Origin of the sequence: Kribbella sp. CA-245084 (assembly GCF_050942355.1) — a bacterium.
Taxonomy (GTDB): domain Bacteria; phylum Actinomycetota; class Actinomycetes; order Propionibacteriales; family Kribbellaceae; genus Kribbella.
Genome location: NZ_CP192053.1, coordinates 6,111,961 through 6,124,791, shown reverse-complemented (window position 1 = coordinate 6,124,791; position 12,831 = coordinate 6,111,961). Strand labels below are relative to the sequence as shown.

9 protein-coding genes are annotated in these 12,831 nt (G+C 64.9%); 5 read left to right on the top strand and 4 right to left on the bottom strand.

Annotated elements, in window-relative coordinates:
* Positions 1 to 210 precede the first annotated feature (210 nt).
* Together ACQPYH_RS29075 and ACQPYH_RS29070 are read right to left on the bottom strand one after the other, a co-directional pair.
* Positions 211 to 2,412, bottom strand: a complete 2,202-nt coding sequence (locus ACQPYH_RS29075; protein WP_432877607.1) for an MMPL family transporter — start codon at positions 2,410 to 2,412, stop codon at positions 211 to 213.
* A 94-nt stretch (positions 2,413 to 2,506) separates the two neighbouring features.
* On the bottom strand, positions 2,507 to 3,109 hold the full coding sequence (locus tag ACQPYH_RS29070) for a TetR/AcrR family transcriptional regulator (RefSeq protein WP_432877605.1): 603 nt from the start codon (positions 3,107 to 3,109) through the stop codon (positions 2,507 to 2,509).
* Between the two features lie 289 nt (positions 3,110 to 3,398).
* Here ACQPYH_RS29070 and ACQPYH_RS29065 point away from each other — a divergent pair, with 289 nt between their 5' ends.
* The 4 genes from ACQPYH_RS29065 (at position 3,399) to ACQPYH_RS29050 (ending at position 7,367) form a co-directional block, all read left to right on the top strand.
* Positions 3,399 to 3,782, top strand: coding sequence for a hypothetical protein (locus ACQPYH_RS29065; protein ID WP_432877602.1), 384 nt, complete (start codon positions 3,399 to 3,401; stop codon positions 3,780 to 3,782).
* 453 nt (positions 3,783 to 4,235) lie between these two features.
* Positions 4,236 to 5,504, top strand: a complete 1,269-nt coding sequence (locus ACQPYH_RS29060; RefSeq protein ID WP_432877599.1) for an ABC transporter substrate-binding protein — start codon at positions 4,236 to 4,238, stop codon at positions 5,502 to 5,504.
* A gap of 88 nt (positions 5,505 to 5,592) precedes the next feature.
* Entirely contained in the window at positions 5,593 to 6,549 is a 957-nt protein-coding gene (locus ACQPYH_RS29055; protein WP_432877597.1) for a carbohydrate ABC transporter permease, read from the top strand.
* The gene (locus ACQPYH_RS29050) at positions 6,546 to 7,367 is read left to right on the top strand and encodes a carbohydrate ABC transporter permease (protein WP_432877595.1); all 822 of its coding nucleotides are present in this window, start codon (positions 6,546 to 6,548) and stop codon (positions 7,365 to 7,367) included. The genes ACQPYH_RS29055 and ACQPYH_RS29050 overlap by 4 nt, the downstream gene beginning before the upstream one ends.
* Before the next feature lie 66 nt (positions 7,368 to 7,433).
* On the opposite strand, the gene ACQPYH_RS29045 is transcribed toward ACQPYH_RS29050, so the two are convergent.
* Positions 7,434 to 9,020 (bottom strand): GH39 family glycosyl hydrolase, encoded by a 1,587-nt coding sequence (locus tag ACQPYH_RS29045; protein ID WP_432877592.1) that lies wholly within the window; start codon positions 9,018 to 9,020, stop codon positions 7,434 to 7,436.
* A 254-nt stretch (positions 9,021 to 9,274) separates the two neighbouring features.
* Here ACQPYH_RS29045 and ACQPYH_RS29040 point away from each other — a divergent pair, with 254 nt between their 5' ends.
* Complete coding sequence (locus ACQPYH_RS29040) at positions 9,275 to 10,363, top strand: LacI family DNA-binding transcriptional regulator (RefSeq protein WP_432877590.1); 1,089 nt, start codon at positions 9,275 to 9,277, stop codon at positions 10,361 to 10,363.
* On the opposite strand, the gene ACQPYH_RS29035 is transcribed toward ACQPYH_RS29040, so the two are convergent.
* Positions 10,317 to 12,701, bottom strand: coding sequence for a glycosyl hydrolase family 95 catalytic domain-containing protein (locus ACQPYH_RS29035; RefSeq protein WP_432877587.1), 2,385 nt, complete (start codon positions 12,699 to 12,701; stop codon positions 10,317 to 10,319). The genes ACQPYH_RS29040 and ACQPYH_RS29035 overlap by 47 nt on opposite strands.
* Positions 12,702 to 12,831: the final 130 nt, after the last annotated feature.

The window sequence follows — 12,831 nt, the reverse complement described above, 5'->3', positions numbered from 1 at the left end:
GAGGTCAGATAGGTCCGGCCCGACGATGGACCCGACGACGGGATCTGCGCGAGTTCACAAGACGGCGGGGAGCCGGGCTAGCTAGGCGAACCGCCGGCGTAGCTCTTTGGCCACTGGGCCGCCGGTAATGCCCAGCTCCTGGCGCAGGGGCGATCGCGTCCGTCGGGGCGATATGTCCCCGACGGACGCGGTTGGTTGCTCTGTAGGTCGTCAGCGGATGAGCGCGGGTGTGGGTGGTTCGGCGGGTTCGGTGTCGAGGCGGTTGCGCAGCTTCTCGCCTTCGATGTCGACTGTTGGCAGGATTCTGTCGAGCCAGCGGGGCAGCCACCAGGCGTGGCGGCCGAGAAGGGTCATGACGGCGGGCACGATGGTCATCCGGACGATGAAGGCGTCGAACAAGATGGCGGCGGCCAGGGCGAGTCCGATGGACTTGATGAAGGACTCGGGGGACAGGATGAAGCCGGCGAAGACGCTGATCATGATGGTGGCGGCGGCGGTCACGACGCGGGCGCCGTGGCCGAAGCCGGTGGTGACGGCGTCGGTGGGGGCGGCGCCGTGGACGTGTTCTTCGCGCATCCGGGTGACGAGGAAGATTTCGTAGTCCATCGCGAGGCCGAAGACGACGCCGATCAGGAAGATCGGCAGCATGCTGACGATGGGTGCGGTTTGCTCGACGCCGAACAGGCCGGACAGCCAGCCCCATTGGAAGACCGCGACGACTGCTCCGAAGGTCGCGGCGACGGACAGCAGGAAGCCGACTGTCGCCTTTAGTGGCACGAGGACGGAGCGGAACACCAGCATCAGCAGGATGAACGCGAGGCCGACGACCACGGCGAGGTAGGGCAGCAGCGCGTCTCCCATTTTGGCGGACATGTCGATGTTGATGGCTGTCTGTCCGGTGACGCCGAGGTGTGCGCCGGTCTTGGTCTGTAGTGGGCTGTCCTGGGCGCGGATGTCGGTGACGAGGTTCTCGGTCGCGGAACTGCTCGGTGCGGTCGCCGGGACGACCTGGAGCAGTGCGGTGTTGCCGGCCCGGTTGAACATCGGGGGCGTGACGGCGGCGACGTTGTCCAGGCCGTGAATCATGCCGGTGAGCTGTTTCGCTGCGGCTTGTGGGTCGGAGCTCTTTGCGGCGTCGACGACGACGAGGAGCGGGCCGTTGAAGCCGGGGCCGAAGCCCTTGCTGAGCATGTCGTAGGCCTTGCGTTGGGTGGTTTGCGGCGCGGCGACGCTGTCGTCGGGCAGGCCGAGGCGAAGGTCCAGGGCCGGGATGGCGAGCACAACGAGGGCGGTGGTGGCTGCCAGCAGGACGGCGACCGGGCGTCGGGTGACGAACCGGACCCAGCGGAGGCCGGCTGTTGTCGTGCTGCTGTCGGCGTTGGCTGCCCGCTTGCCGAGGCGGCGTCCGCCCATGATCCGGCGTCCGGCGAAGCCAAGCAGCGCGGGGAGCAGGGTGAGTGCGATGAGTACGGCGATGACGACGGTGAATGCTGCGGCCAGGCCCATCTGGGTGAGGATCGGGATGCCGACCACCGAGAGTGCTGTGAGGGCGATGACGACCGTCAGGCCGGCGAACACCACCGCGGAACCAGCCGTGCCGATCGCGCGACCGGCAGCCTCCTCGCCGTCTCTGCCCTCGGCGAGTTCGTGGCGGTAGCGGGAGACGATGAACAGGGCGTAGTCGATGGCTACCGCGAGGCCGAGCATCAGGGCCAGGGTCGAGGTCGCCGAGCTGAGGTCGACGAAGCCGGTGGCTGCGGTGATACCGGCCAGGCCGACCGCGATGCCGAGGATGGCGGTGAGCAACGGCAGGCCGGCCGCGATGAGCGATCCGAAGGTGATGAGCAGGACGACTGCGGCGACGGCGACGCCGATGACCTCGGTGAGCCCCTGCTCTGCCGGTGCCTGGACGGCGTCGCCGCCCATCTCCACCGTCAGTCCGGCGGCCCGTCCGGGCTCGACCGCGGCGCTCAACGCGTCTCGGGCGTCCGTGGTGAGGTCGATCGCCGTTACGGTGTAGGTGACTTGGGCATACCCGACGGTTCCGGCGGGGTTGATGCCACCGGCAACGAAGGGGTCGGTGACTCCGGCGACCTGGGGTGCGGCCTTGAGGGTGCCGACGACCCGTTGGACGGCGGCCTTGTACGTCGGATCGGCGAGGGACTGCCCGTCCGGTGCGGCGAACACGACCCGGGCGGTCGCGCCGTTGGCCGAGGTCTGGGGGAACCGCTCCTGGAGTAGGTCGATCGCCTTCTGTGCCGGGGTTCCGGGGATGGAGAAGGAGTTCGATGTCGGGCCGGACAGGGTGGCCGCGCCGACGCCGAACAGCACCAGGACTGCCACCCACAAGGAGGCGATCAAGCCACGCCGGCGGAAGGAGAACCGGCCGAGCCGGTAGAGGAAGTCAGCCATCAGAATGCTCCAGGAAGTCAGGTTTCAGGGCAGCAGGCATCGACCGGCCGGCTCGAGGCCGGGCTGGCAGAGGTACTGCGCTGGGTTCGGGGTACTACTCGGTCGGAGCTGGGATGCCCGCACGGATCTGGGCGAAGGCCGCTGCGATCAGGGCAGCCGGACCGGACCCGGTCTGCTGGCGCTCCCACAGGGTCATGGACGCTTTCATCGCCGCGGCCCCAGCGGCGGCCAGCAGATGTGGATACAGATCGGTGGCCACATCGGTGCCGGTGCGCTCCGCGATCGCCTCGGCCGACATCCGCTCCAGCTCGTCGAAGAGGCCGAGCTGGAACGCGACGAGGGCCGGGCTTTCGATCACCTTGACCTGAGCCAGTCTCTCGCCGACGTCAGCAGGGGCGCCGCTCATCATCGACACGGCGATGCCTTCCAGCACGTCCCAGATCGGCACGTCCGCAGGCATGGTCCGGATCTGGTCCGTGAGGCTGCGGAACTGCTCCCGGAACGCCGACAGGATCGCTTCCTCCTTGCTGGCGAAGTAGTTGTGAAAGGTGCGCGTCGAGACGTTGGCGGCGACGGCGATAGCCTCCGCGGTCACGTGCTCCACCCCCACTTCGACCGCCAGGTGCATCGCCGCCGCGCCGAGGGCGGTACGAGTGGCCGCCTTCTTGCGCTCACGGAGACCAACAGCGGTGTTCATAGGATCAACATACGGCAAACGTGCAGAGTGGTGCAAGTTTGCCGACAAATGCAATATTGCCTGGCCTCGTCAGAGGTTGTCCACCTCGCGCTTGCTTGTCAATTGGTGAGCCGGATCCCGCGCGGTGTAGAGGGTGATGTGCACCGCGCCGACCGGGCCGTCGATTGCGAGTCTGTGCAGCCCGAAACGCGGGTCGTCGGAGACCCGGGCGGAGGCAGTCGGGGCCGTGTCGTTGGTGCATCTTTCATCGAACGATCCTGTTGCGGGCCAGGCTGTCGACGGTGACACGGTGGCGGTCGATCTGACGTCCACGCAACCCTTGGCGATGCTGAACGTCACCATCGAGGGGGTCTTTGCGACGGTTATCAGCACCGACAACGAGCACTGGCACGCCTCGGCGGTGCTGCCGGAGAATGTCGCCTATGGCCGCGCCCTGCGGTTCACGGCCGACTACACGACCGTCGACGGACATGTAGTCGCGACGGTGTTCGAGAGCAGCGAACTGTTCGACGGCGACATCGCTACCGACACCACCACGTCGAACGGCTGGTTTGACGGTCGTGCCGACCGACGGTTCCTCATTGTCGTTCGATGCTGTGCGGATGCACGGGCGGGCTGGTTACGCAGGCAGGGCGAACGCGACGGTCCTGCAGTTCGACCAACTCCCTCGTAGCAGTGAAGACGTTCGGGCCCGCAGCCGCACCGGCTGTGGGCGCGAACCTGCGTGCACCCGGCGCACTGCAGGTGAAGGCAGTCAACGTCGGAGGCATGCACTTCCGCTGGCATCCGAGCTTGGAACTAGTTGCAGGCCTTGTTCAGGTTATTGCCAAACCGCACATGTGAAACTAGTATCACAGCGCAAATCACGATCTCAGGGACAACGACAGAGGCGCTATGCGAGCAACGATGATGGCCGCGGCGGCAACTCACTTCGTCTTTCCTGAGAGCCGATCTGTGACGATGCGCCTCAGCGCCGCAGCCCCTAGTCGCCGATCTGGCCGTTTGCGATGTGGGGTATCCGTTTTGCCGACTGCTGGATGTGTGGGAACCGGGTCGGGCCGCGAAGGTCCTGCAGGCGATGCCATCGGCGTGAATCGGCGAGGGCCAACAGTCCGAAGGAGAAACAATGAAGTTCACTACCCGCTACGCCGGCGCGGTTGCGGTGGGACTTGTCGCCGCAGCGGCCCTGTCCGCCTGTTCAGGCGGCTCCGGCTCCGACTCTGAGTCCAAATCTCTGACCATCGCCGGGAACTCCTCGGAGCGGACTGGTATCGAGGCAGTCGTCGCCGACTTCAAGACGGCCAATCCCGGTGTCACCGTGGACGTGACGTACGCCAAGGACCCGGCGACCACGCTCGGTACCCAGCTGTCGGCCGGCACCGCTGCTGACGTTTTGTGGGTGAACGGAGGAAGTGGGGGCGCCGCATCCATCCTCGACATGGCCGCGAACGGCTACGTCAAGGACCTGTCGAACGAGCCGTACGCAGCAAAGCAGCCGAAGAAGTCCGGCAACCTCTACAACGACAAGGTCTACAGCGTCGCCCTGACCACTGGTGGGATCGGGGCCGTGTGGAACGAGGACACACTCGCTGCCATCGGCGCGAAGAGCCCGACCACGCTTCCCGAGCTCCTCAGCGTCTGTGACGCTGCCAAGGCAAAGGGCAAGGTCGCCCTCGCGATGGGCATGCAGGACTCGTGGGTCGGCCAGATGGTCCCCTACACCCTGGCGTCCACCCTCGTGTACTCGGCGGACCCCGACTTTGACAAGCAGCAGGCCGACAAGAAGGTCACCTTCCAGGATTCGAACTGGACCAAGGTGATCGACACCTCCAAGGAGCTGCTCGACCACGGCTGCTACAGCAAGTCGCCGCTCGGCACCAGCTACGACGGTGCCGTCCAGCAGGTCGCGAAGGGTACTGCCGCGGGCATGGTCATGCCCGTCAGTGTTGTTCCTGCGATCTTGACATCGGTTCCTGACGCGAAGCTGTCCTACTCGGCAGTGCCCGCCACGGACAACGCCAAGGACACCTGGGTGCCGTACAGCTATGGCGCGAACTTCGCTATCAACGCGAAGGCCAAGAACGCCACTCTCGCCGAGAAGTTCATCGAGTTCATCGTCCAGCCCAACGAGACCAAGCTGTACGCCGGCAAGGTCGGCGCCACCCCGGTGCTGCTCGATGGCAGCGAGCCTCCAGTGAACCCGCAGGTCGACGACTCCTCGATGTTCCAGTATCCGAAGGAAGACCGAATCAGCGGCATCCCGAACCTGGCATGGCCGAACGCCAAGGTCCAGGGACTGTTCCTCTCCGGACTCCAGAACGTGTTCGCCGGAAAGCTGTCGACGAAGGACTTCCTCACGCAGCTCCAGGGTGCATACGACGAAGGCAAGAGCTGACAGCCGGCTCCGACCTCCTCAGTAGGCGAGGGTCGGCTGCTCAGCCGGCCCTCGCGTGGCAACGACCAGGAAGAAGCAGAGACACACCATGAGCATTTCCGAGGCGCGAGGCTCCGCGATCATCGATGAGGTGAGTCCACCCGCGAACGCACCGAGTCCACAGCGGAAGGTCCGGACGCGCTCGGGACTGAAGGTGTCGTGGTGGTTCCTGCTGCCCGCACTCGTCTTCTACCTGTTCGTAACGATCGTTCCGTCGGCGCGCGGCTTCGTCTACAGCTTCACCGATTGGAACGGCGTTCGACCGGTCATCAACTTCGTCGGCCTGGACAACTATGCGAAGATCTTCACCGATCCGGCCGCCTTCTCGAGCATCGGCAACACCCTGCTCTTCGCGATCGCGATCACGATCCTGCAGAACGGCATCGGCCTTGCGCTGGCGCTCGGCGCCAATACGTTGATCAAGTCACGCAACGTGCTCCGAGTCGTCTTCTTCGCGCCGGCTGTACTCACCTCGGTCGTCACCGCCTTCGTGTGGAAGTTCATCTTCGCTCCCGACGGACCGTTGAACACAACGCTTGCGTCGGTCGGTCTCGGCAACTTGCAGCACGACTGGCTGGGCGACGCCACGACGGCACAGGGGGCTGTCATCTTCAGCACCGTCTGGCAGTTCTCGGGCTATTCGATGGTGATCTTCCTCGCGGGACTGCAGGGTATCCCCGAAGAGATCTACGAGGCGGCAGCTGTCGACGGAGCCGGCGTCTGGCGCCGGTTCGTCAGCATCGTTCGCCCGCTCCTTGCTCCGGCGATCACGGTCAACCTCATGCTCTCGATCATCGGCGGGCTCAAGACGTTCGATCAGATCCTTGTTCTCACCGACGGCGGACCGGGCAATTCAACGGCCACCATCGCGTCGACGATTTACAAGAACGCGTTTTCCTATGGCCAGTTCTCCTACGGCATCGCCCTGGCAGTCATCCTGACGATCGGTGTCGCCATCGTCTCCGCCATCCAGTACCGACTCCTCGCACAGCAGGAGAACCGATGAACCGTTACACGTGGAAGACCGGCATCCGCGAAGCTGTGATGATCCTGTGCGGCCTCGTCTTCCTGATCCCGATCTACATCATGGTCAACCTCGCCTTCAAGCCGGAGGGAGATCTCGCAAACCCACTCGTCCCTGCGTTCAACCCCACCTTCGAGAACTTCACGAACGCGTGGAACCAGGCTGGACTAGGGCCGGCGATTCTCTATACGGCGACGTTGACCACAATCTCGGTCGTCGTCATCGTCGTGATCTCGGCGACCGCCGGATATGTGCTCGCCAGGAAGACCGCCACCTGGTCCAAGCTCACGTTCGGGCTCTTCATGGCCGGACTACTTCTGCCGCTTCAGCTTGCGACGTTCCCGCTGTACACGACATTCCGCGACCTGGGAATGCTGAACACGATCTGGGCCCTCGTCGTCTATTACTCCGGACTGATGGTTCCGTTCTCGGTGTTTCTCTATACATCGTTCCTGAGGTCGATGCCGCTCGAGTACGAGGAAGCCGCAACCATCGACGGTGCGCGGCCGCTGCGAGTGTTCTTCTCGGTCGTCTTCCCACTGGCCCGTCCGATCACCGGAACCGTCATCATCCTGAATGCGATCGGCATCTGGAACGATTTCTTCACACCTCTGTTGTACTTGTCCGGATCGGACCAGCAGACGATCCCTGTGGCCCTCTACCAGTTCCTCGGTCAGTTCGTGTCGCGGTGGCAACTCGTGTTCGCCGGGCTCATCATCGGCGTGCTGCCGATCTTGGTGATCTACTTCGTTCTTCAGCGGTACATCATCAAGGGATTCGCGGGCGGCTTGAAAGGCTGACCGGGTGTGAGCGGGGATGCACGCGGACACCCACAGGCGGCACGCGCCGACACGATCGCCGGCGCCTCAGCTTGCCGCGCGCACCTTCACGACACTCCACGGCTCCAGGTCGAATTCGACAACTGCGCCACCGTGCGCGTCCGCAGCGGCCATCCGTCGCGACGTCGCTCGAGCACCGTGTGCGACGACCTCGAGCTCCTGTCGAGTCGGTTCGGCCGGCGCTCCTAGGCGCTGCCATGCGTCCACGGCGCTGCCGTTGGAGGGGTCGAGGACTTCCACCTCGACGGTGCTGTTCGCGCGCAGCCCGGCGAAGGTCAGCTTGAACTCGCGTGTGGTTCCGGTGCGCAGGAGCGCATCGACGCCGTCGCGGCCTCCGAACGAGGCGGGGACCGAGCGTATCTCCTCCGGCGGATAGTGCGCGGCGAGCACGGTCAGCAGTCCTGTCGCGCTGTCACGGGTTGCCCAGACGCCCTCGCTCTGACCGATCAGCTCGCCGCCGAGCGCGTTGAGGAAACGGAAGGCGTGGTAGGCGGGTTTGACGATTCCCGGCAAGGTGACCATCCCGAATCCGCCGTGGAAGAGCTCGTCACCGGCGCCCTCCTCCTCGAAGACATCGGTGAAGGTCCAGTAGGCAAGCGAATCGACGAGCCCGGCGGCCGTCAGCAGCGTCCGCACGATGAACGTCGCCGCGGGAACGCTGTCATGGGTGTTGTCGCGCGAAGAGGACGACGAGCTCCATTCGGTGAGATGAATCTCGGCGTCCGGGTAGGCGCTCGACCGTACGAGGGCCGCTAGCGTCCTGAGGTCCTTCGGGGTCGCCTCCAGATCTCGGGTGAGCTTCTGTCCCTGGCCGTGTTCGTCCAGCGCCCAGTCGGTCGGGTACGGGTGGGCGGACACGAAGTCGACGGGCAGCTGGTTCGCTGAGCAGAAGTCGAGGAACTCGGTGATCCAGACGGGTTTCCAGTCAAGCGCTGCGAGTTCGTCCGGGCCGGCGACTGTGTGCACCGAGAGGTCTTCGGTCTCACCGTCGAAGCGTGTGTCGGGAACGAAGTTACTGGTAGCGGGTCCGCCGACGCGGAGATTCTTGTCGATCGCCTTCACGACCCGCACTGTTCGCTCGTAGAGCGCGAAATACTCACTCCTGGTGCCTTCGAAGAACGGTTTGAGGTTCGGCTCGTTCCAGACTTCGAAGTACCAGGCGCGCACTTCATCGATCCCGTACCGGTGGATCCAGTGGCGAACGGTGTGCTCGACGAGTGCCGCCCACTTGTCGAGGTTCGTGGGTGGCGCACCGTTTGCACCCCACCAGAAGGCGGTCTTCGTGGTTCGGGCCAGAACGCCCGGGCTGAAGCCGAACTCGATGAAGGGGCGCACCCCGATGTCCAGGAGGCGGTCGAACAGAGCGTCGAGGTACTGGAAGTTGAACCGAGGCTCTCCATCGACTTCCCGATACACGAACATGTCGTCGTGGAAGAGCCCGTGAAAGCGAATGAACTCGAATCCGCACTCGGCCACTGCGGCGCGGAGCTGTTCCTGCCAGTCCGCTCGAAGCCCTTCGTTCGCCCGGCCGGCGCCGACGACCTTGCTCCAGTAGTGGGCAAGCGGCATGCCAGGCGCGTCGGCGTCGACCGCCAGCTCGATCGGTGTCGTCATCTACTCCGCCTTTCGGAGATGTGCAGGGCGGGGCTCAGACCCTGCGAATTTCGAGTCCGTGCAGATCGCGCACTTCAACCCCCTCGGCCGCGACCAGGCTGACCAGTCGTGTGATACTAGTTTCATGAGCAAGTGTGATGCAACCTGCATGCTGGCCCACGCCACCGAGGATTGGAGCGGGTCGCTTCGCTCCGCGGAGGCCGGCAACATCGGAGCTCCGCGGCTCACTGACGACTCTCACTTACCATCAGCACATGCCTGAGCCCATCGTTCCGCCGACCCGAGCCGCCGGATCTCGTGGTCCTGCTCGGGTCGGCGCCAACCTTCGAGATGTCGCCCAGCGAGCTGGTGTCTCGCCTGCGACTGTCTCACGGGTCTTCGCCGGCAACGACCGCGTGAACCCGCACGCGCGCGAGGCTGTGCTCGCCGCTGCCGCCGAACTCGGCTATGTCGTGAACGGCCTGGCCCGCTCGATGATGGGGCACGGCCGACGGTTCGTTGCGTTTCTGGTTCAAGAGATGGTCGGACCGACATTCGCGGAACTCGCGGCCGCCGCCGAGGGTGTTGCAACGGCGAACGGCGATTTCTTCGTCCTCTGCACAACGCACGGCGAGGCGGATCGGGAACGCGAGCTCATTGACACGCTGCGCGAACAGCGCGCAACCGCAATCCTGCTCGTCGGTTCTATGCCCACTGACGCCGCGTACGCAGAGCGGGTCCGAGAGTATGCCCGAGACGTTGAGGCGGTCGGAGGCAAACTCGTGATCGTCGGTGGGCCCGCCCAGTCGATCGTGCCCAGTGCGCCGAGCGTGAACTACGACCACACCGGCGGAGTGCGAACCGCTGTCCGTCATCTCCTTGAGCTGGGACACCGACGCATTCTGTATGTCGGCGCCCAGCCAGGGTTCTCCACGCATTCGCTGCGCTTGGAGGGCTATGTGCTGGCGTTGAAGGACTATCGGGCCGAGGATGAGGCCCGCACCCTGACTTGCTCGGGTTCGGCGGAGTCGGCAGCGCACGCCATGGCCGAATACCTCGATGGGGGCGGCGACGCAACGGCTGTGATGTGCGAGACGGACAACATGGCCGTCGGGGTGCTGCGAAGTCTTCGCGATCGCGGCATCCGCGTTCCAGCCGACATGTCCGTTGTCGGATTCGACGACATGCCGCTCGTAGCGGATCTTGAGCCGCCCCTGACGACGGTGCGAGCCCCCTTCCGCGAGCTCGGCAGGCGCGCTGGCTTGGTCGCACTTGACCTTGAGGAGTCGACGGGGACGATTACGTTGCCGACCGAGCTCATCGTGCGGTCATCGACGGGCCCTGTGCCGGTCGAGAAGAAGTAGCACTCGTCACGCTCCGCCGGAACCGAAGCTGCCGCAGGCCATTGCCCAGGGCAACTTCGTAAGTGGCTTTGGACAGATCGTCGCCGGCGGCAACAGCATTCCAAGGCAATCGAACGGCTATGCGGTCCGAGAGTCGCGTCGCCGCCGAATCGGGAACTGCGGCGACATCCAGCTCGATGGCGTCGGGCGACCAAGCGAGCCGCTCGACGCGCAACCCGCCCCGCAGTCTCAGTCCGGTGATCTCTCCCGTGGGCCATGCTGCCGGCAGCGCGGGCAGCAAGGTGACCGTGTGTCCGTTCGATCTGATCAGCATGGCGACAACGACTGCAGGCAGCCCGCCGCCCGCGTCGACGTTGAAGATCACCCCGGCGTCGTGCGTGGGCATCATGTTCGACCTCCAGTGAAGGCGCACAAGCCATTGCACGCACTGGAGTGCAGAGTCAGCATCGCCGATCGCGGCTGCCGCGACTCCAAGTTGCACCAAGCCGAAGGCCATCTCCATATGACCGGGAGGGGCCGTAGGGTCGTGCGCGCGCCAGTCGATGCGCGCACGAATCGCCTTGCGCGCAGCCTCTACGAGACGGGGATCATCGAGAAGACGCTCCGGCTCGTACCAGAGCTCATAGAGGTGGGTGGAGTGCCGGTGTCCCGTGCGATCGTCGAATCTAGGATCGATCCACTCAGCGAGAAGCCCTTCCGGTGTGACGCGATACGCAGGCAATTCGGCCGCGAAGCGCTCCCAGCTCTCAGCGACGCCGCGGTGGCCGAGGATTCGAGCGATTCGAGCGCCGAGGATCGCTGCGTCGCGGATCATCGCGACGTCGCCCGTTGCATCCGCGGCTATCGCGCTGGCTTGGTTGCCGGGCCAGTTCTCGGGCGAGTAGGCCGGCGCAAGGTGCCGAGACCCATCCCGACCTTTCGGTGCGACGGCCTGGTAGAACTCCATGACTTTCTGCGCGAAGGGCCACGCCCATGCTGAGAGGAAGTCCTCGTCCGCCGTCAGAGAGAAGTAGTCCCATGCGAAGCGCAACACCCACCCGCCCGATCCCATCCAGTACTGGTGGGGGTAGGCGCTGTTGAAGTGATTCGCGAGACCGTGGGTCGAGTAGCGAGCAGGGAGGAGATACCCAGGTGCGTTGAACAGGCTCTGTGCGTTCTCTTCGTAGTCCGCTGCATGCTCGGCCACGGAATCGAAGAACGCGCGCAAGAGTTCCGGCGCTCCGGTGGCAGCGACGGAGGCGATGCTCCCATTCTGTACGTTGCCGTTCATCGTGTAGTCCGAAGACCATGCTGGGGCCCACGACCCTGACCACACGCCTTGAAGAGTCGGCGGAAGGGCGCCGGTTGACGCGATGATCGCGTTGCGTCCGGCCGCATAGGCAAGCTCAATGCGTGCGCGGTCCACGAGGTTCTGGTCGCTGTCGGCATCCTCGAGGATCTCCTCGACGGGCCTGTCGTCGCCCGATCCCAGATCGAGGGTCGACAGCTCGACCAGTTCCTTGTGACGACCAGCTGCCCTGCCCCCGATGATCTCCCCGTCGACGGTCTGAACGGTGACAGATATGTCGACGGAAAGTGCGCGGACGTCCAGGATCCGGAGCAGATTCCCCTCAGGAACGACGCTTCCGCCGTCGTGGCGGACGACCGCGCTGACATGTCCTGAATACACGCCGGTGTCCGGTCTGAATCGCGACGCGGTGTCCAACTCGATCAGCCCATCGGATGCGGTAGCGAGCGACCGGGTACTCGTTCCCCGGTCTGTGGCTGCGACGTTCAGGTTCTCACCGGGTCGAGGGTCTTCTGCCACGCGCAGGTCAAGTGTGCCGGACAGCGGTGCGTCAGATCGAATGTCGACTTCGACCTTCTGTCGCTCGCGATCAGCAAGGATCGACACCGTGTGGACCGCCTCGTCGTCGGTCCATTCGACCCGAGCGGAGTTTGCCGGCCAGTCTGCCGACCGTACGTAGGTGCGCCGCAGTGAGCTGCCTGCCGGCAACCAGACAAGCCATCCGATCGGCAGCAGCGGATCCGTGTTGACCATCGAACCGTCGTGGCCGGCTTGTGCCCACGCCGCGGAGATGCTTGATTCGATGCGCGCGGCGGCGGCATCGTCGAGCGGAGCGCTTGCCAGTTCGGAACGCGCCTCGACGAGGCCCGTCGAAAGGATCGGCGGATGCACTGTCGGGCCGGTCTGAACGAAGAACCGCTCATGTGAGAGGGCCACAGCGTGTCCATCGCCATACTCGAACAGGGAGGCTCCGATGCTTCCCGTTCCCACCATCAGCCCGGTGTCCCATCGCTCGGACGGACGTGTCCCGTGAAAGCCGAGGCGGCGCATGGTGCTCCCTTGCGATTATGGTGCAGTTCCGGAACGCGCGTGCCCAGGCGATGCACGTTCGGTGCCACCGTGCAGGCAAGCGCTTTCCTTTCTAGCGTACCGGCTATTATGCGCGGAACCCGCTGTGAGG